Annotated in this window: 26 protein-coding genes; all 26 read left to right on the top strand. The window is 61.3% G+C overall.

The features are described from left to right. The first annotated feature begins 154 nt into the window (after nucleotides 1-154). The 26 genes from fusA to rpsM all read left to right on the top strand — a co-directional run bounded on the left by fusA (nucleotide 155) and on the right by rpsM (nucleotide 15,376). Complete coding sequence (fusA, locus tag FRC96_RS12015) at nucleotides 155-2,296, top strand: elongation factor G (protein ID WP_146974728.1); 2,142 nt, start codon at nucleotides 155-157, stop codon at nucleotides 2,294-2,296. 293 nt (nucleotides 2,297-2,589) lie between these two features. Next, nucleotides 2,590-2,898, top strand: coding sequence for a 30S ribosomal protein S10 (gene rpsJ, locus FRC96_RS12010; RefSeq protein ID WP_115604733.1), 309 nt, complete (start codon nucleotides 2,590-2,592; stop codon nucleotides 2,896-2,898). A gap of 164 nt (nucleotides 2,899-3,062) precedes the next feature. Next, the gene (gene rplD, locus FRC96_RS12005) at nucleotides 3,063-3,713 is read left to right on the top strand and encodes a 50S ribosomal protein L4 (RefSeq protein WP_146974727.1); all 651 of its coding nucleotides are present in this window, start codon (nucleotides 3,063-3,065) and stop codon (nucleotides 3,711-3,713) included. Next, nucleotides 3,710-4,021, top strand: a complete 312-nt coding sequence (rplW, locus tag FRC96_RS12000; RefSeq protein WP_127781020.1) for a 50S ribosomal protein L23 — start codon at nucleotides 3,710-3,712, stop codon at nucleotides 4,019-4,021. Before rplD ends, rplW begins: the two co-directional genes overlap by 4 nt. 73 nt (nucleotides 4,022-4,094) lie before the next feature. Next, nucleotides 4,095-4,928: a 50S ribosomal protein L2 gene (rplB, locus tag FRC96_RS11995; RefSeq protein ID WP_146974726.1), complete on the top strand. Its 834-nt coding sequence runs from the start codon at nucleotides 4,095-4,097 to the stop codon at nucleotides 4,926-4,928. 69 nt (nucleotides 4,929-4,997) lie between these two features. Beyond that, a complete protein-coding gene (gene rpsS / locus FRC96_RS11990) occupies nucleotides 4,998-5,279 on the top strand; it encodes a 30S ribosomal protein S19 (RefSeq protein WP_115604725.1) in 282 nt (93 codons plus the stop codon). A gap of 138 nt (nucleotides 5,280-5,417) precedes the next feature. Further along, nucleotides 5,418-5,786, top strand: coding sequence for a 50S ribosomal protein L22 (gene rplV, locus FRC96_RS11985; RefSeq protein ID WP_146974725.1), 369 nt, complete (start codon nucleotides 5,418-5,420; stop codon nucleotides 5,784-5,786). A 40-nt stretch (nucleotides 5,787-5,826) separates the two neighbouring features. After that, nucleotides 5,827-6,456: a 30S ribosomal protein S3 gene (gene rpsC / locus FRC96_RS11980; protein ID WP_146974724.1), complete on the top strand. Its 630-nt coding sequence runs from the start codon at nucleotides 5,827-5,829 to the stop codon at nucleotides 6,454-6,456. 69 nt (nucleotides 6,457-6,525) lie between these two features. Continuing rightward, a complete protein-coding gene (gene rplP / locus FRC96_RS11975; RefSeq protein ID WP_146974723.1) occupies nucleotides 6,526-6,942 on the top strand; it encodes a 50S ribosomal protein L16 in 417 nt (138 codons plus the stop codon). After that, nucleotides 6,939-7,127: a 50S ribosomal protein L29 gene (rpmC, locus tag FRC96_RS11970; RefSeq protein ID WP_115604717.1), complete on the top strand. Its 189-nt coding sequence runs from the start codon at nucleotides 6,939-6,941 to the stop codon at nucleotides 7,125-7,127. Before rplP ends, rpmC begins: the two co-directional genes overlap by 4 nt. Before the next feature lie 37 nt (nucleotides 7,128-7,164). After that, a complete protein-coding gene (gene rpsQ, locus FRC96_RS11965; protein ID WP_146974722.1) occupies nucleotides 7,165-7,446 on the top strand; it encodes a 30S ribosomal protein S17 in 282 nt (93 codons plus the stop codon). 90 nt (nucleotides 7,447-7,536) lie between these two features. Beyond that, nucleotides 7,537-7,905: a 50S ribosomal protein L14 gene (gene rplN, locus FRC96_RS11960; RefSeq protein ID WP_115604713.1), complete on the top strand. Its 369-nt coding sequence runs from the start codon at nucleotides 7,537-7,539 to the stop codon at nucleotides 7,903-7,905. A gap of 44 nt (nucleotides 7,906-7,949) precedes the next feature. Further along, nucleotides 7,950-8,330 (top strand): 50S ribosomal protein L24, encoded by a 381-nt coding sequence (gene rplX, locus FRC96_RS11955; RefSeq protein ID WP_146974721.1) that lies wholly within the window; start codon nucleotides 7,950-7,952, stop codon nucleotides 8,328-8,330. Nucleotides 8,331-8,566: 236 nt separating this feature from the next. After that, nucleotides 8,567-9,106, top strand: a complete 540-nt coding sequence (gene rplE / locus FRC96_RS11950; protein ID WP_146974720.1) for a 50S ribosomal protein L5 — start codon at nucleotides 8,567-8,569, stop codon at nucleotides 9,104-9,106. A gap of 75 nt (nucleotides 9,107-9,181) precedes the next feature. Next, on the top strand, nucleotides 9,182-9,367 hold the full coding sequence (locus FRC96_RS11945; RefSeq protein ID WP_111728205.1) for a type Z 30S ribosomal protein S14: 186 nt from the start codon (nucleotides 9,182-9,184) through the stop codon (nucleotides 9,365-9,367). A 157-nt stretch (nucleotides 9,368-9,524) separates the two neighbouring features. Continuing rightward, the gene (rpsH, locus tag FRC96_RS11940; protein WP_230467698.1) at nucleotides 9,525-9,926 is read left to right on the top strand and encodes a 30S ribosomal protein S8; all 402 of its coding nucleotides are present in this window, start codon (nucleotides 9,525-9,527) and stop codon (nucleotides 9,924-9,926) included. Between the two features lie 23 nt (nucleotides 9,927-9,949). After that, entirely contained in the window at nucleotides 9,950-10,486 is a 537-nt protein-coding gene (rplF, locus tag FRC96_RS11935) for a 50S ribosomal protein L6 (protein WP_146974719.1), read from the top strand. 48 nt (nucleotides 10,487-10,534) lie between these two features. Beyond that, entirely contained in the window at nucleotides 10,535-10,903 is a 369-nt protein-coding gene (gene rplR / locus FRC96_RS11930) for a 50S ribosomal protein L18 (RefSeq protein WP_146974718.1), read from the top strand. Nucleotides 10,904-10,915: 12 nt separating this feature from the next. Further along, nucleotides 10,916-11,428: a 30S ribosomal protein S5 gene (gene rpsE, locus FRC96_RS11925; RefSeq protein WP_146974717.1), complete on the top strand. Its 513-nt coding sequence runs from the start codon at nucleotides 10,916-10,918 to the stop codon at nucleotides 11,426-11,428. Nucleotides 11,429-11,553: 125 nt separating this feature from the next. Next, nucleotides 11,554-11,739 (top strand): 50S ribosomal protein L30, encoded by a 186-nt coding sequence (rpmD, locus tag FRC96_RS11920; protein WP_115604701.1) that lies wholly within the window; start codon nucleotides 11,554-11,556, stop codon nucleotides 11,737-11,739. A 2-nt stretch (nucleotides 11,740-11,741) separates the two neighbouring features. After that, nucleotides 11,742-12,188: a 50S ribosomal protein L15 gene (gene rplO, locus FRC96_RS11915; RefSeq protein ID WP_146974716.1), complete on the top strand. Its 447-nt coding sequence runs from the start codon at nucleotides 11,742-11,744 to the stop codon at nucleotides 12,186-12,188. A gap of 1 nt (nucleotide 12,189) precedes the next feature. Next, the gene (secY, locus tag FRC96_RS11910; RefSeq protein ID WP_146974715.1) at nucleotides 12,190-13,545 is read left to right on the top strand and encodes a preprotein translocase subunit SecY; all 1,356 of its coding nucleotides are present in this window, start codon (nucleotides 12,190-12,192) and stop codon (nucleotides 13,543-13,545) included. A 105-nt stretch (nucleotides 13,546-13,650) separates the two neighbouring features. Next, nucleotides 13,651-14,292 (top strand): adenylate kinase, encoded by a 642-nt coding sequence (locus FRC96_RS11905; RefSeq protein ID WP_146974714.1) that lies wholly within the window; start codon nucleotides 13,651-13,653, stop codon nucleotides 14,290-14,292. A 215-nt stretch (nucleotides 14,293-14,507) separates the two neighbouring features. Continuing rightward, nucleotides 14,508-14,726 carry a translation initiation factor IF-1 gene (gene infA / locus FRC96_RS11900; RefSeq protein ID WP_111728197.1) on the top strand — a complete coding sequence of 73 codons (219 nt, stop codon included), beginning with the start codon at nucleotides 14,508-14,510 and terminating at the stop codon, nucleotides 14,724-14,726. 83 nt (nucleotides 14,727-14,809) lie between these two features. Further along, nucleotides 14,810-14,923, top strand: coding sequence for a 50S ribosomal protein L36 (gene rpmJ / locus FRC96_RS11895; RefSeq protein WP_111728196.1), 114 nt, complete (start codon nucleotides 14,810-14,812; stop codon nucleotides 14,921-14,923). Between the two features lie 84 nt (nucleotides 14,924-15,007). Continuing rightward, a complete protein-coding gene (gene rpsM / locus FRC96_RS11890) occupies nucleotides 15,008-15,376 on the top strand; it encodes a 30S ribosomal protein S13 (protein ID WP_146974713.1) in 369 nt (122 codons plus the stop codon). The last annotated feature ends 80 nt before the right edge of the window (nucleotides 15,377-15,456 follow it).

Raw genomic sequence — 15,456 nt, 5'->3', positions numbered from 1 at the left:
CTTCCGAGCCGATAAGGCCTGACCGGGTCTTCGCGTTTCGCTTCCCTTCGGGACGGAATGATCCATCTTCCAGTTCCGCTCCATCTGCTCCCGCGCTCTCCGACCCCGGGGACGACGCGATCCCAACTGCGACCTTCACACAGGCAGGGCGACCGTGGCACGAAGTCTATCTCTCGAAAAGACCCGCAACATCGGCATCATGGCGCATATCGACGCCGGTAAGACCACGACCACCGAGCGCATCCTCTTCTACACAGGGAAGTCGCATAAGATCGGTGAGGTCCACGACGGCGCCGCCGAGATGGACTGGATGGAGCAGGAACGCGAGCGCGGCATCACCATCACCAGCGCCGCCACCACCTGTTACTGGTCGACCAACGACGTCAAACACCGCATCAACATCATCGACACCCCCGGCCACGTCGACTTCACCATGGAAGTCGAACGATCGCTGCGCGTGCTCGACGGTGCCATCGCCGTCTTCTGCGGCGTCGGTGGCGTCGAGCCCCAGTCGGAGACGGTCTGGCGCCAGGCCAACCGCTACAAGGTCCCGCGCATCGCCTTTGTGAACAAACTCGACCGCATCGGCGCCGACCTCGATCGCGTCGTGCAGATGATGGTCGATCGCCTCAAAGCCCGGCCCGTGCGCATGCAGATCGCCATCGGCGCCGAAGACGGCTTCCGCGGCGTCATCGATCTCGTCACCATGAGCGCCATCGTCTGGCACGACGAGTCCCTCGGCGCCGAATACGACATCCGCGAGATCCCCGAAGAGCTCAAAGACGACGCCCAACTCGCCCGCGAAGAGCTCCTCGAGATCTGCGCCGAGCTCGACGACGAGCTCATGGACAAGTACCTCGAAGGCGAGACCCTCACCGAAGACGAGATCCGCCGCGCGGTGCGAAAGGGCACACTCGCCCTGGAGATCGTCCCGGTCTTCTGCGGCTCAGCCTACAAGAACAAGGGCGTCCAGCCCCTGCTCGACGCCGTGATCCGCTACCTCCCGGCTCCGGTCGATGTCCCCGCCATCGATGGCGTGACCCCCGACGCCTACAAGCGCCTCACCGAGGGCCTCGGCGAGCCTGGCGAGGACGATATGGTGCGCCGTGCGGCCTCTGATGATGAGCCCTTCAGCGCGCTGGCCTTCAAGATCATGAGCGATCCCTACGTCGGCCACCTCACCTACTTCCGCGTCTACTCCGGTGTGCTCTCCAGCGGCAGCTACACCTACAACGCGACCAAGGGTAAGCGTGAGCGCATCGGCCGCATCCTCTTGATGCACGCCAACCGTCGCGAGGAGATCGACGAGGTTCGCGCCGGCGACATCGCCGCAGTAGTCGGCATGCGCAACACCACCACCGGCGACACCTTAAGTGACGAGCATCACCCGGTGGTCCTCGAGGCGATCGACTTCCCTGAGCCGGTCATCGAGATCGCCATCGAGCCGCAGACCGTCGCCGACCAGGGCAAGCTCTCCGACAGCCTCCAGAAACTCGCCGTCGAAGATCCCAGCTTCCAGGTCAAGGTCGACGAAGAGACCGGTCAGACGATCATCGCCGGCCAGGGCGAACTGCACCTGGAGATCATCGTCGACCGCCTGCTTCGCGAGTTCAAAGTCGGCGCCAACGTCGGTAAACCCCAGGTCGCCTACCGCGAGACGGTGGGTGCCTCCATCACGCACCGCGAAAAGCTCGAGAAGCAGTCCGGCGGCAAAGGCATGTTCGCCGAGGTCGAGATCAAACTCTCACCCAACGAGCGCGGCCAGGGCATCACCTTTGAAGAGTCCATCAAGGGCGGGGCGATCCCCAAAGAGTTCTTCGGCGCGATCGAGCGCGGCGTGCGCGAAGCCACCGAGGCCGGCGCCATCGCCGGATACCCGGTCGTCGACATCCACGTAGAGCTGGTCGATGGAGCCTTCCACGAGGTCGACTCCAACGAGATGGCCTTTAAGATCTGCGCACTCATGGCCGTCAAATCCGCCATCCGCGACGCCGACCCGCAGCTCCTTGAACCGATGATGAGCGTCGAGATCGTCACGCCCGAAGAGTTCATGGGCGATGTGATCGGCGACATCAACGCGCGCCGCGGATCGGTCGGCGGCATGGAGCCGCGCGCCGGATCGCAGGTGATCAGCGCCCAGGTGCCGCTCTCGGCGATGTTTGGCTACTCCACCGACCTGCGCAGCCGCAGCCAGGGCCGCGCCAGCTACTCGATGCACTTCTCGCATTACGAGATCGTGCCCAAAGCGATCAGCGAAGCCTTGATCAACCGCATGATGGGCATCTACCCGGACTGACCCTTCGATGGGCCGCAAGGGGTGCGGACAAAAGGCGATTTCCACCTTGATCTGTTGACACCCCTACTGTATGGTCCGCACTCCCTGAGCCTGGGCGCCGGGGATTACTACCGCTTACGACGGCCCGAAACGCCGCCAATGACGCGGTGTTACGGGATTTTTGGTTCCCTCAGGTCAAGCCCGCTTGACCCACGGCACATGCTGCCGGTGAGGGAGCCTTGAATTTTGCGCTAACCGCTGGGTTTCGCACTTTCTGACCTGAAGATCTCAGGTCAGTCGACGAGGTTTGTGACATGGCGAATGAGAAGATTCGAATCAAGCTGAAAGCGTACGACCACAAGCTGCTCGACGCGTCGGCTGCCGACATCGTAGAGACGGCTAAGCGTACCGGTGCGCGCGTTGCGGGGCCCATCCCCCTTCCCACGCGCATCAACCGCTGGACGGTCCTGCGTAGCCCCTTCATCGACAAAAAGTCCCGCGAGCAGTTCGAGATGCGCACGCATAAGCGCCTTCTCGACATCCTCGATCCGACGCAGCAGACGCTCGACGCTCTGATGCGCCTGGATCTCGCCGCGGGTGTGGACGTCGAAATCAAGACCTGATCGCGCCTTTGGATGGGCCTCGGCAGGCCTGTCTTAACGCGATCTTGTACTAAAGCCGGTCTCCTGCACGTTTCTCTCGCTCAGTGTGAGCGGGGAAGGGCGGGCGGCCATGGACCCACTCTTTCGCCCGTCCGAGCCTTAGTCAGGGCGGCGCAGGAGACGTTATGAAAATTGAAGTCGTCGATTTGAAGAACAAGGCGACCGGAGAGATCGAGCTCGCTGAGAGCGTGTTCGGTGTTCCGGTTCGTGAGCATTTGTTCTGGGAAGTGGTCAACTGGCAGCGCGCCAAGCGCCGTGCCGGCACCCACCAGACCAAGACCCGCGGCCAGGTCCGCGGCGGTGGTCGCAAGCCCTGGCGCCAGAAAGGCACCGGTCGCGCCCGCCAGGGTACCATCCGCGCCCCCCACTGGGTCGGCGGTGGCACCGTCTTCGGCCCCCAGCCCCGTGACTACGGCTACGCGATGCCCAAGAAGAAGCGTCGCGCCGCCCTCTGCTCCGCGCTCAGCATGAAGCTGGGTAACGGTCAGCTCAAAGTCGTGGACAACTGGGAACTTCCCCAGATCAAGACCAAGCTCGCCATCGAGACGTTGAGCAACCTGGAAGCGCCCCGCGCCCTGGTTGTCGATGTGACCTCGCGCAACGAAGGCGACAACTCGGTCACCCACAACGAAAATCTTCGCCTGTCGGTGCGCAACCTCAAAGAAGCCAAGTACCTGGCTGTTGAGGGCCTCAACGTTGAGGATATCCTGCGTTATGACTACGTGATTCTCTCGCGCAGCGCCGTCGAGCAACTCCAGGAGGCATTGCAGTCATGACCAACCTCTACGACATCATCATTCGCCCGGCGCTCACCGAGAAGACCACCCAGCTGGCTGAACACAACCAGTACGTGTTCCGCGTCGACCGCAAAGCGAACAAGTACCAGATTCGCCAGGCCGTCGAGAAGATCTTCGGCGTCGACGTTGTCAAGGTCAACACTCTGGTGATGCCCAGCAAGCCCAAGCGTGTGGGACGAAGCCTCGGACGCCGCGCCGCCTTCAAGAAGGCGATCGTGACGGTAGCCGACGGTCAGACCATCGACCTGTACGCGCTCGAGGGGACCGAAGCCGGTGGCGAGGTCTAATCGACCCCCGACCCCTCGCTTTGAGTCCAATTGCCAGGATATCGCAATCGCGTTTTAGAAGGCAGGTATAACGATGGCCATGAAAGAGTTTAACCCCACGTCTCCGGGACGGCGCTTCCTGCGTCTTCCGGATTCCAAAGAAGTGATCACCAAGAGCAAGCCTGAGAAGGCGCTCACCGAGAAGATTACCCGCTCCGGCGGTCGTAATCAGTCCGGTCATATGACGGTCCGCCACCGCGGCGGCGGCCACAAGCGCCGCTACCGTCAGGTTGACTTTAAGCGCACCAAGACCGGCGTGCCCGCAAAGGTCGCCGCGATCGAGTACGATCCCAACCGCACCGCCTACCTGGCGCTGCTCCACTACGCTGACGGTGAGAAGGCCTACATCATCGCCCCGCAGAAACTTGCGGTCGGTGACACGGTCGTCTCCAGCGCGCATGCCGACATCAAGCCCGGCAACTCCCTGCGTCTGCGCTACATCCCCACCGGTACGGTCATCCACAATGTGGAGCTTCGCCCGGGTAAGGGTGGCCAGATGGCTCGCTCCGCGGGCACCTGGGCCCAGCTGATGGCCAAAGAAGGCAAGTACGCGCTTCTGCGTCTTCCCTCTGGCGAGATCCGCCAGGTCCTGATGACCTGCCGGGCCACCGTGGGCGCGGTCTCCAACCGCGAGCACGAGAACACCTCGCTCGGTAAAGCCGGTCGCGCCCGCTGGAAGGGCAACCGCCCCTCGGTTCGTGGTGTCGCCATGAACCCGGTCGACCACCCCCACGGTGGTGGTGAAGGTCGCACCTCCGGTGGTCGCCATCCGGTGACCCCCTGGGGCCAGAAGACCAAGGGCAAGAAGACGCGCAGCAACAAGCGCACCGACAAGTTCATCGTCAAGCGTCGTAAGTCGCGCAAGTAAACCGCTCGCCCCACGCCGGCGAGCCTCTCGCCGGCCGGTCGGGCATACACTGCGCCAAGGAGATAGATCGTGCCACGTTCAGTCAAAAAAGGGCCCTTCGTTGATAGCGGCCTTCAGCGTAAAGTCACCCGCGCTCGTGAAACCAGCGACCGCCGTGCGATCAAAACCTGGAGCCGCCGCTCCATGATCGTGCCTGAGTTCATCGGCTTGACTTTTGCCGTCCACAACGGCAAAGAGTTTGTCCCCGTGTTCGTGACCGAGAATATGGTCGGGCATAAGCTCGGTGAGTTCGCGCCTACCCGTACGTTCTACGGGCACGCCGCCGATCGCAAAGCCAAGGGTCGTCGCTAAGTCGAGCCGCCCGGGCGGACGCGTTCCGCCCCGGCCGCTCTCTAAGACGCGCTTCCCCGTCACGAGATCAAAGTTTCCCGTCGACCGCTGCCCCTTTTTCAGGGCAAGGGCGGCGGCTCATCGAGTTGAGTTTTTGCCATGAGCAAACCAAAACAAAAGACGCATCGTGCGAACCAGGCGTCCGCACAGAACATTCGCATCGCGCCACGCAAGGCGCGCATCGTCGTCGACCTGGTCCGTAACCGGCCGGTCGAAGAGGCGCTGCAGATCTTGCAATTCACGCCCAAGAAGGCCGCCCCGCTGGTCGCCAACCTCATTGAGTCGGCGATTCACAATGTGATGAACAGCGAACAGCTCGACTGGGACACCGACGATCTGTACGTCGCTCAGGCCTACGTCAATGAAGGCCCCACGCTGCGCCGCTTCATGCCGCGCGCTCAGGGTCGAGCGACCCGGATCAACAAGCGAACCAGTCAAATCACCGTGGTCCTGCAGCCTCGCGTCTAACGCGTCGCACCAGGTCCCACACGGTCTCAGGAGGTCGATTTTGGGTCAAAAAGTACATCCTACGGGATTTCGGTTGGGGATTATCCGCCCCTGGAGCTCCAAGTGGTACGAGGAGAAGAACTACGCCAAGTGGCTCCACGAAGATCTCGCGATCAAAAACTACATCAACAAAAACCTCGGCTCGACCGGCATCAGCTCGGTGGACATTGAGCGCCTGGCCAACAAGGTCAAGGTGACCATCCACTCCGCCAAACCCGGTATCCTTATCGGTAAGCGTGGCGCCGGTATCGAAGGCCTCAAAAACGAACTTCAGAAAAAGACCGAAGGCGAAGTCTTCGTCAACATTCAGGAAGTTCGTAAGGCCGAGCTCGATTCCAAGCTCGTCGCCGAGTCCATCGCCCAGCAGCTGGAGCGTCGTGTCAGCTTCCGCCGCGCGATGAAGAAGGCCGTGCAGACGACGATGAAGTTCGGTGCCAAGGGCATCCGCGTCAACGCCGCCGGTCGCCTGGGCGGCGCGGAGATGGGTCGCCGCGAGTGGTACCTCGAAGGTCAGGTCCCGCTTCACACCCTGCGCGCCGATATCGATTACGGCACCGCCGAAGCCAAGACCACCTACGGTATCATCGGTATCAAAGTGTGGATCTATAAAGGCGAAGTTCTCGAACGCTGATGCGTCACAGGATCGCCCTCTCAAATGCGGGCGGTCCGACGCCATAGATGGATATCAAGGAGTCCTACAATGCTTAGTCCCAAGCGCGTCCGGTGGCGTAAGCCACACAAAGGGCGTACCAAAGGCAAGGCCTACCGCGGCAGCACCGTCTCGTTCGGCGAGTACGGCATGATCGCCCTGGAGCCCGGCCGCCTGACCGCCCGTCAGATCGAGGCGGCGCGTATCGCCATGACCCGTCACATTCGCCGTGGTGGGAAAATCTGGATCCGCGTCTTCCCCGACCGCTCCATCACCCGCAAGCCCGCCGAGACCCGAATGGGTAAAGGTAAAGGCTCGCCTGAGATGTGGGTCTCGCTCGTTAAGCCGGGCCGAGTCCTCTACGAAATGGACGGTGTGCCTGCTGACATGGCCAAAGAGGCGTTCCGCCTGGCCGGTCACAAGCTCCCGATCAAGACCAAGTTCGTCGTGCGAGGAGAAGTGCTATGAAATCCGCAGAACTGCGTGAAAAGAACGAACAGGAACTGCGTGAATTGGCCGGTCAGCTTCGCGATGACCTCTTCCGTATGCGTCTGAAGCACTACACCGGTCAGCTCCAGCAGACCAGCCAGCTGCGCCAGACGCGTCGCGACATCGCCCGGGTTGAGACTCTCCTTCGTGAGCGTCAGGGCTGATCGCGTCGCCGACGCGTACCAAGTTTAGGAGCAAGAAATGGAAGCGGAACAGCAGGCAACCGAACGCGGCCAGCGCAAAACGCGCGTCGGTCACGTCGTAAGCAACCAGATGGATAAGACGGTCGTCGTCGCCGTCATTCGTCGCTACATGCACCCCAAGTACAAGAAGTACGTCAAAGAGCGTCTCAAGTACAAAGTGCATGATGAGACCAATGACTGTGGCATCGGCGACAAGGTCCTCATTGAAGAGACTCGTCCCATGTCGCGCCACAAGCGCTGGCGAGTTAAGCAAATCATCGAGCGCGCCCCGGCGGTTTAATCCCCCAGGGAGTACTCTTTTGAGCGCCGCCAACCCGGCTCTCACACGCTGTGTGAGAGCCAGGCGCGGCCTCGACGGACGAGGTAGGTCATGATTCAAATGCAAACCCGACTCGGCGTCGCGGACAATTCCGGCGCGCGTGAAGTCCAGTGCATCAAAGTGCTGGGCGGCTCCAAGCGCCGCTACGCTTCGATCGGCGACACCATCATCGTGTCGGTCAAAGAAGCGCTGCCCAACTCCAAAGTGAAGAAGGGCGACGTCAAGCGCGCTGTCGTCGTGCGTACCAAGAAAGAGATCGCACGCCCCGACGGCACTTACATCCGCTTCGACGATAACGCGGCGGTGATCATCGATAACCAGAATCAGCCGGTGGGCACTCGTATCTTTGGGCCGGTGGCCCGCGAGCTGCGCGCCCGCGAATACATGCGCATCGTCAGCCTGGCGCCCGAAGTCCTCTGAAGGGTTGCCAGCCGGCGTCCCGGCGCGGGAAGAGGGAGATTGAGATGCAGGTAAAGAAAAATGATAAGGTGATCATCCTTACCGGAAAAGATCGCTCGCTGACCGGCGAAGTGATCGCTGTCGATCGTAAGAACGGCAAGGTGAAGGTGGCTCGCCGCAACATGATGGTCAAACACCGCAAGCCCAACCCCATCACCGGGGAAGCCGGCGCGCGGATTGACATCGAAAACTGGATCGACGCCTCCAACGTCGCGCTCTACAGCGAGAAGAAGGGCGGTGCGATTCGCACCAGCGCTCGCTGGCGCGGCAAGGACGGTGAGCTCTTCACCACCAAGCGCGACGCTGTCGCCAGCTTCGGCGGTGACGAAGGCGCCCAGGTCAAGAAGGTGCGCTACAGCACCAAGACCGAAGAAGTCTTCGAGTAAGATCTTTCACAGCGAGCGTCCCCGGGATCCGGGGGCGCTCGTTGCGCTTGACACATCCGGGCGCGTTCGTTAAGTAGGGCGCCCTCTGTACGGCGATGAAGATCGTCTTCATCGTCTTTTTTGTGTGAGGCGCCAACCTCCGGGGGCGTTTGAGAGCGCCTGTGCGCTTTTTCCCCGGGTGAGAAAACCGATTTAGGCTGGTGGTACAGAAACCTGCCAGCGATGGAGAACCCAAAATGGCGTTTTTGGAACAGAAGTACCGTAACGAGATCGTCCCCGCGCTGATGGAGGAGCACACCTTCTCCAACCCGATGAGGGTTCCGCGCATCAAGAAAGTCTCGGTGAACATGGGCCTGGGCGAAGCCGTCCAGAACTCCAAGATCATCGAAGGCGCCGCCGCCGAGATGGCCATCATCACCGGCCAGAAGCCCGTCGTCGCCCGCGCCCGCCGCTCGATCGCAACCTTCAAACTTCGCGAAGGGATGCCGATCGGCGTCAAAGTCACCCTGCGTGGCGAGCGTATGTGGGAATTTCTTGAGCGCCTGATCTACGTTGCGCTTCCCCGTGTTCGTGACTTCAAGGGTATCAGCCCGAAGTCCTTCGACGGCCACGGTAACTACTCGCTCGGTGTGCGTGAGCAGATCATCTTCCCGGAGATCGACTACGATAAGGTCGACAAGATCCGCGGGATGAACATCACGATCGTCACCAGCGCGGAGAACGACGAAGTGGGCCTGGCTCTGCTGCGCAAGCTGGGCATGCCCTTCCGCAAGTAAGCACTGTGAGCGCGTTGGCCGGCCGAGGCCGCGCGCTCCCAATCGTTTGGTTCGGCCCGACACGCGGAGATACGTGTGGCACGCAAAGCTCTTGTAGAAAAATCGAAGAAGAAGGCGAAGTTCGCCGTTCGCGAGTACAACCGCTGCCCCCGCTGCGGTCGCTCACGGGCGTACCTTCGTAAGTTCGACATGTGCCGGATTTGCTTCCGTGAACTTGCCCTGCGCGGCGAGCTCCCGGGTGTGACGAAGGCCAGTTGGTAAGTTAACCAGAACACGCGACGAGCGGTTCGGCCAAAGGTGGTCGGTCCAGCCTCGCCGCACACTTCGGTAAAGGCCTCTCATCCTCACCGCGTCTGCGGGCTTCCACTAAGCCTGCAACCCTGTGAGCGAGAGGAACCGGACCGAACAAGGAGTGATCATGGGAGTGGTGCAAGATCCGGTAGCGGATATGCTCACCCGTATTCGTAACGGCCAGCAGGCCGGTCACGCCACGGTGGAGATGCCCGCCAGCAACCTGAAGTACGCGGTCATCCAGATCCTGGCCGATCGCGGCTACGTCGGCGGCGTGGAGCGTCTCGATGAGGGCCCTCAGGGCAAGCTCGTCGTCACGCTTCGTTATGACAAGGATGAAGTCGGCATGATTCGCTCGCTTAAGCGAGTGAGCAAGCCCTCTCGCCGCGTCTACGTCGGTGTCGGTGAAATCCCCAGCGTGCTCAATGGCCTCGGCCTGGCGGTGCTCTCCACCTCGCGTGGCGTGCTCTCCGATGCCGACGCCCGCGCAGCCAAGGTCGGCGGTGAGCTGCTCTGCACCGTTTACTGAGCCTTTGACCTCGGGAGAATAAAATGAGTCGAATTGGTAAACAGCCGGTAACCATCCCGGAGAAAGTCGACGTCAAACTCGACGGTCACACCATCCTGGTCAAAGGCCCCAAGGGCGAGTTGAGCCGTGAGCTCAGCCAGGAAGTTGAAGTGGCGATTGAGGGCAATGAGATCATCATCTCGCGTCGCGATGACGGCCGCACCGCCCGCAGTTTCCAGGGCCTGGTGCGCAGCCTGGTGGCCAACATGGTCGAAGGTGTCTCCGAGGGCTACAAGCGCTCGCTGGAGATCAACGGCGTTGGTTACCGTGCCGAACAGCGCGGTCAGTTCCTTCGCTTCGATCTGGGCTACAGCCACCCGATCATGTTTGAGCTGCCCGCTTCGGTCAGCGCCACCATCGAGCGTCAGACGCAATTGACCCTCGAGAGCGTGGACAAAGAACTGCTCGGTCAGGTTGCCGCCAAGATCCGCGGCCTGCGTAAGCCGGAGCCCTACAAGGGCAAAGGCATCAAGTACAGCGACGAAGTCATCCGTCGTAAGGCTGGCAAGTCCGGCGCCTAATCGCACCCCCTCGCCCCCGGGCGACGGGTTCACTGAAGAGGTCTCATCATGCTTAGTAAGAGCGATAAAGCGAGCAACCGGCTTCGCCGCAAGCGTCGCATTCGCAAGAAAATTACGGGTACCGCCGAGCGTCCTCGCTTGACGGTGTTCCGCTCCAACTCCGGCATCTACGCGCAGCTTGTCGATGATATCGACGGGCGCACCCTGGCCGCAGCTGGCAGCAACGATAAAGAGAAGCGCTCGGAGTTGGCCGAGCTCGACAAGACCGCCCAGGCCAAAGAAGTGGGTAAACTTCTCGCCGCGCGTGCCCTGGAGAAGGGCATCGATCAGGTGGTCTTCGATCGCAACGGATTCATCTACCACGGTCGCATCGCGGCTGTGGCCGAGGGGGCCCGCGAAGCGGGCCTCCAGTTCTGATAGGGAGGCACTGTGGCACAAGGACGACGTAGAAGAAGCGCCGACTCGGATCTCCGTGATCAGGTCGTCGCCATCAGCCGAGTCTCGAAAGTCGTCAAAGGCGGCCGTCGATTCAGCTTTGGCGCGATCGTGGTCGTCGGCGACGGCGACGGACGCGTTGGGGTCGGACACGGTAAGGCCAATGAGGTCCCCGAGGCGATCCGCAAGGCGAACGAGCAGGCCCGCAAATCCATGATCACCGTGCCGCTTCTCGATGGCACCATTCCCCACGAAGCGCTGGGCCGTTTTAACTCCGGTCGCGTGCTCCTTCGTCCGGCCAGCGCCGGTACCGGTATCATCGCCGGTGGGGCGGTGCGTTACATCCTGGAACTGGCCGGCGTGGGCAACATCCTCTCCAAGAGCCTGGGCTCCAACAACCCGCACAACGTCGTGCGGGCCACCATGGACGCCCTCAAGCAGCTCAGCGATCCGGATGAATACCGCCGCCGCCTTGGTCAGGACGTCAGCGAAGAAGCCAGCGCCTGATTCGGGTCGAGCAGGGCGTGCGGATCGATGACGCTCATCGGTTCACACGCCCTGTCTCACCCCAACCCATGAGCCGATCGCCGGTGCGCTTGATCTGCACTGTGCGTTCGATATAGGAGCACACCATGGCTCAGCTTAAAGTCACCCTGGTGCGTGGTCTCGCCGGTAAAACCGAGCGTCAGCGCGCCAACGTACATAGCCTGGGACTGCGCAAGATCCGCGACAGCGTGGTCGTTACCGATCATCCCACCACCCGTGGCCAGATCGCCAAGGTCCAGCACCTGGTGACCGTGGAAACGATTGAGGAATAATCATGACTGATCTTACCAACCTGAAAGCCCCCAAAGGGGCGAACCGAAAGCGCAAGCGCGTCGGTCGCGGTCATGGCTCCACCCTCGGCAAAACCGCCGGTAAGGGCCAGAAGGGCCAGAAGGCCCGTAGCGGCGGCTCGGTGCACGCCCGCTTCGAGGGTGGTCAGACTCCGCTCCATCGGCGCCTGCCGAAGGTCGGTTTCTCCAACCCCTTTGAGAAGCACTACACCATCATCAATCTTCAGGACCTTGAGCGCGTCTTTGAGGACGGCGACACCGTCGATCTCGAGTCGTTGCGTTCCAAGGGCCTGGTCAAGCGAAACCTCGACGGCGTGAAGATCCTGGGCAACGGTGAGCTGACCAAGAAGCTTTCGGTCAAAGCCACCAAGTTCAGCAAGTCCGCGAAAGCGGCGATCGAAGGCGTCGGGGGCAGCGTAGAGGTTATCTGACGTGGCAGGTAAGTTTCGAGATATACCGAAGATCCCTGAGCTGCGTCGGCGACTGCTCTTTACGGCGGGGCTCCTGGCGATCTATCGGATCGGCGTGTTCATCACCGTCCCCGGTGTCGACCGAGGGTCGATGTCCGAGATGATGTCGGGCGACGGTGGTGGGCTTCTGGGCCTTGTAAACCTCTTTACCGGCGGTGCGCTGGAGATGATGAGCATCTTCGCGCTGGGGATCATGCCCTACATCTCGTCTTCCATTATCTTTCAGCTGATGCAGGTGGTCGTTCCGGCCATCGAGCGTCTCAAGAAAGAAGGGGAGTCGGGGCGTAAGAAGATCACGCAGTACACGCGCTACGGCACCGTTGTACTCGGGATCATCCAGGGTTTCGGCATCTCGCTCTACCTGGAGAACATGCACAACTCCAACCCGGAGCTGGGCCTTCTGGTCTCTCCGGGCTGGCCCTTCCGTCTGCTGACTGTATTGACGCTGACGGCCGGGACGGTGTTTGTGATGTGGCTCGGTGAGCAGATCACCGAGCGAGGGATCGGCAACGGGATCTCGCTTATCATCACCGGCGCGATCATCGCTTCGTTCCCCACCGCGCTCTTTCAGACCTACACCCAGTACACGACCGGCGCGATGAGCACCTTTACGGTGGGCATCCTGCTGGTGGTCGCGATCGGTGTGACGGCCTTCATCGTGTTGATGGAGACGGCTCAGCGTCGCATCCCTCTGCAGTACGCCAAGCGTATGGTCGGGCGTAAGATCTACGGCGGGCAGGCCCACCACCTGCCGCTCAAGGTGAATATGGCCGGCGTGATCCCGCCGATCTTCGCCATGTCGCTTCTGATCTTCCCGACGACGATCGCCAGCTACTTCCAGGATCACCCGATCGGTCAATTCATTCAGACCGTTCTGGTGCCCGGCGACTGGCGTTACAACCTGATCTACGTCGTGCTGATCATCTTCTTCTGTTACTTCTACACGGCCGTCCAGGTGAACCCGATGGACATCGCCGATAACCTGAAGAAGTCCAACGCCTTCGTGCCCGGCATTCGCCCCGGCAAGAAGACCGCGGAGTATATCGATCAGCTGCTGACGCGACTGACCACCGCCGGTGCCATCTATGTGGCGGCGGTCTGTGTCCTGCCCTACTTCCTCATCGATGAGCTCGGCGTGAACTTCTACTTCGGTGGAACCAGCTTGCTCATTCTGGTGGTCGTTGGTCTGGATACGGTCGGACAGATTGAGAACCACCTCATCACGCGCCACTATGAAGGTTTCGGCGCGCGGCCCGGTTCGGCCGAGGGAAGCTCCCGCATCAAGGGACGCACCCTGGATGAGCCCGAAAACATCTGAGCGCCCTGCAGGCGTCGCGCTAAACGAACAAACCCACCGCATGCGGTGGGTTTGTTCGCTTGCGCCCCGTTGAAGCGCGCTCATATTGAGCCCTACGAGGAACGCATGTCCAAGAGACGACTTATGATGCTGGGCCCCCCCGGGGCCGGCAAAGGCACCCAGGCCAAGCGGATCGCCACCGTGAAGAGCATCCCGCATATCTCCACCGGCGATATGCTGCGAGAAGCGCGGCGCAAGGGAACGGAGATGGGCAGGGAGGCGGCGCGCTACATGGACGCCGGCCAGCTTGTGCCCGATGAGGTGGTGATTGGCATTGTCCGCGATCGCCTCGACGAGGATGACGCCAGCCAGGGATTTATCCTCGACGGCTTCCCCCGCACCCGTGCACAGGCCGAGGCTCTGCAGCAGATGGGCATTGAGCTGGACGCGGTGCTCAATATCGTCGTCAGCGATGAGGCCGTGATCGGTCGTCTCGGCGGTCGAATCAGCTGCCCCTCGTGCGGTGCGGTGTATCACGAGATGTTCAACCCTCCGGCGACGCCGGATGTCTGCGACGCCTGCGGCAATCAGGGGCTGATCAAGCGTGACGATGATCAGCCGGCCGCCATCAAGAAGCGTCTGGAGGGCTACCATGCCCAGACCGCTCCTTTGATCGCGTTTTATCAGGAGATCGGGGCGCTGGTGGCGATCGACGGAGAGCAATCTCCCGAAGAGGTTCACGACGCGATCGCCGAGGTGATCGGATAAAGATCATCGACCCTTTGCTTCTGCGCTTTTGTGTCGCTGCAGAAGGCCGCGAGGATCGCGGGAGCTTCGGGTGATGATCCTGCTCTGTGTGGGGCTTGACTTCCCACAGGGCACTGTGTATGAAACGCCCCCTTGCCATGCCCCGGTTGCGAGGGTGAAGTGCGCCCGTTGCGGGCATGTTGAGATCATAAGTTCATCATCGAGGAAACGATTCTATGGCGAAAGAAGAAGCCATTGAGGTACAGGGTAAAGTCATCGAGCCACTCCCCAACGCGATGTTTCGTGTTGAGCTGGAGAACGGCCACCAGGTTCTGGCACACATCTCCGGTAAAATGCGGATGCACTTTATCAAGATTCTGCCCGGCGACACGGTGACCGTGGAGCTCTCTCCCTACGATCTTACCCGCGGCCGGATCGTTTACCGCGAGAAATAATTACGCAGCCGCGCATCTCCCATCCAGGGCAGTGCGCGTCGCTGGGATTGAAGGCCCACAGCAGGCCCTGAAAGGAGTCGACGATGAAGGTACGTCCCTCGGTCAAACCCATGTGTGACAAGTGCAAAATCATCCGCCGCAAGGGCGTGGTTCGCGTGATCTGCGAGAACCCCCGCCACAAGCAACGGCAAGGCTAATCAACAATCGCGACGCCGGGCCCTCGAGTTGATATGAGGTGCTTTTGAGGCGGCGGATTTAAAAGAGTTCGATAGGAGAAAAACGTGGCACGTATTGCTGGTGTTGACCTGCCGCGCCGAAAGCGCGTCGATATCGCCCTGACCTACATCTACGGGATTGGCCACACGCTGGCCAAAGAGATCCTGGAGAAAGCCGAGGTCGATCCCTCCACGAGCACCGATGTGCTCGATGAGCTGGAAGTGCGGCGTATTCGCGAAGTGATCGAGCGTGGCTACCAGGTCGAAGGTGACCTGCGTCGTGAAGTCCAGATGAACATCAAGCGTCTCAAGGATCTGGGCTGCTACCGCGGTCTGCGTCACCGCCGCGGCCTTCCGGTGCGCGGTCAGCGTACTCGCACCAACGCCCGTACTCGCCGTGGCCCGCGCCGCGCGATGGTTCGCAAGAAGCGCTAAACTTTAGAGCGATAAAAGAAACGACGATCGCACCGATTCAGGTGAGCGTCGCGTCGTAAAGGCGGCCGCGCGAGCGGCCC

The sequence above is a fragment of the Lujinxingia vulgaris genome (genome assembly GCF_007997005.1).
In the GTDB taxonomy this organism is placed as follows: Bacteria; Myxococcota_A; Bradymonadia; order Bradymonadales; family Bradymonadaceae; genus Lujinxingia.
This window is presented reverse-complemented; position numbering and strand designations above follow the sequence as displayed.

Bases quoted from the DNA above. Each gene is read 5' to 3' on its own strand.
- rpsJ (WP_115604733.1), top strand. From the start codon at position 2,590: ATGGCGAATGAGAAGATTCGAATCAAGCTGAAAGCGTACGACCACAAG.
- rplD (WP_146974727.1), top strand. From the start codon at position 3,063: ATGAAAATTGAAGTCGTCGATTTGAAGAACAAGGCGACCGGAGAGATC.
- rplW (WP_127781020.1), top strand. From the start codon at position 3,710: ATGACCAACCTCTACGACATCATCATTCGCCCGGCGCTCACCGAGAAG.
- rplB (WP_146974726.1), top strand. From the start codon at position 4,095: ATGGCCATGAAAGAGTTTAACCCCACGTCTCCGGGACGGCGCTTCCTG.
- rplV (WP_146974725.1), top strand. From the start codon at position 5,418: ATGAGCAAACCAAAACAAAAGACGCATCGTGCGAACCAGGCGTCCGCA.
- rplP (WP_146974723.1), top strand. From the start codon at position 6,526: ATGCTTAGTCCCAAGCGCGTCCGGTGGCGTAAGCCACACAAAGGGCGT.
- rpmC (WP_115604717.1), top strand. From the start codon at position 6,939: ATGAAATCCGCAGAACTGCGTGAAAAGAACGAACAGGAACTGCGTGAA.
- rpsQ (WP_146974722.1), top strand. From the start codon at position 7,165: ATGGAAGCGGAACAGCAGGCAACCGAACGCGGCCAGCGCAAAACGCGC.
- rplN (WP_115604713.1), top strand. From the start codon at position 7,537: ATGATTCAAATGCAAACCCGACTCGGCGTCGCGGACAATTCCGGCGCG.
- rplX (WP_146974721.1), top strand. From the start codon at position 7,950: ATGCAGGTAAAGAAAAATGATAAGGTGATCATCCTTACCGGAAAAGAT.
- rplE (WP_146974720.1), top strand. From the start codon at position 8,567: ATGGCGTTTTTGGAACAGAAGTACCGTAACGAGATCGTCCCCGCGCTG.
- rpsH (WP_230467698.1), top strand. From the start codon at position 9,525: ATGGGAGTGGTGCAAGATCCGGTAGCGGATATGCTCACCCGTATTCGT.
- rplF (WP_146974719.1), top strand. From the start codon at position 9,950: ATGAGTCGAATTGGTAAACAGCCGGTAACCATCCCGGAGAAAGTCGAC.
- rplR (WP_146974718.1), top strand. From the start codon at position 10,535: ATGCTTAGTAAGAGCGATAAAGCGAGCAACCGGCTTCGCCGCAAGCGT.
- rpmD (WP_115604701.1), top strand. From the start codon at position 11,554: ATGGCTCAGCTTAAAGTCACCCTGGTGCGTGGTCTCGCCGGTAAAACC.
- rplO (WP_146974716.1), top strand. From the start codon at position 11,742: ATGACTGATCTTACCAACCTGAAAGCCCCCAAAGGGGCGAACCGAAAG.
- FRC96_RS11905 (WP_146974714.1), top strand. From the start codon at position 13,651: ATGTCCAAGAGACGACTTATGATGCTGGGCCCCCCCGGGGCCGGCAAA.
- infA (WP_111728197.1), top strand. From the start codon at position 14,508: ATGGCGAAAGAAGAAGCCATTGAGGTACAGGGTAAAGTCATCGAGCCA.
- rpmJ (WP_111728196.1), top strand. From the start codon at position 14,810: ATGAAGGTACGTCCCTCGGTCAAACCCATGTGTGACAAGTGCAAAATC.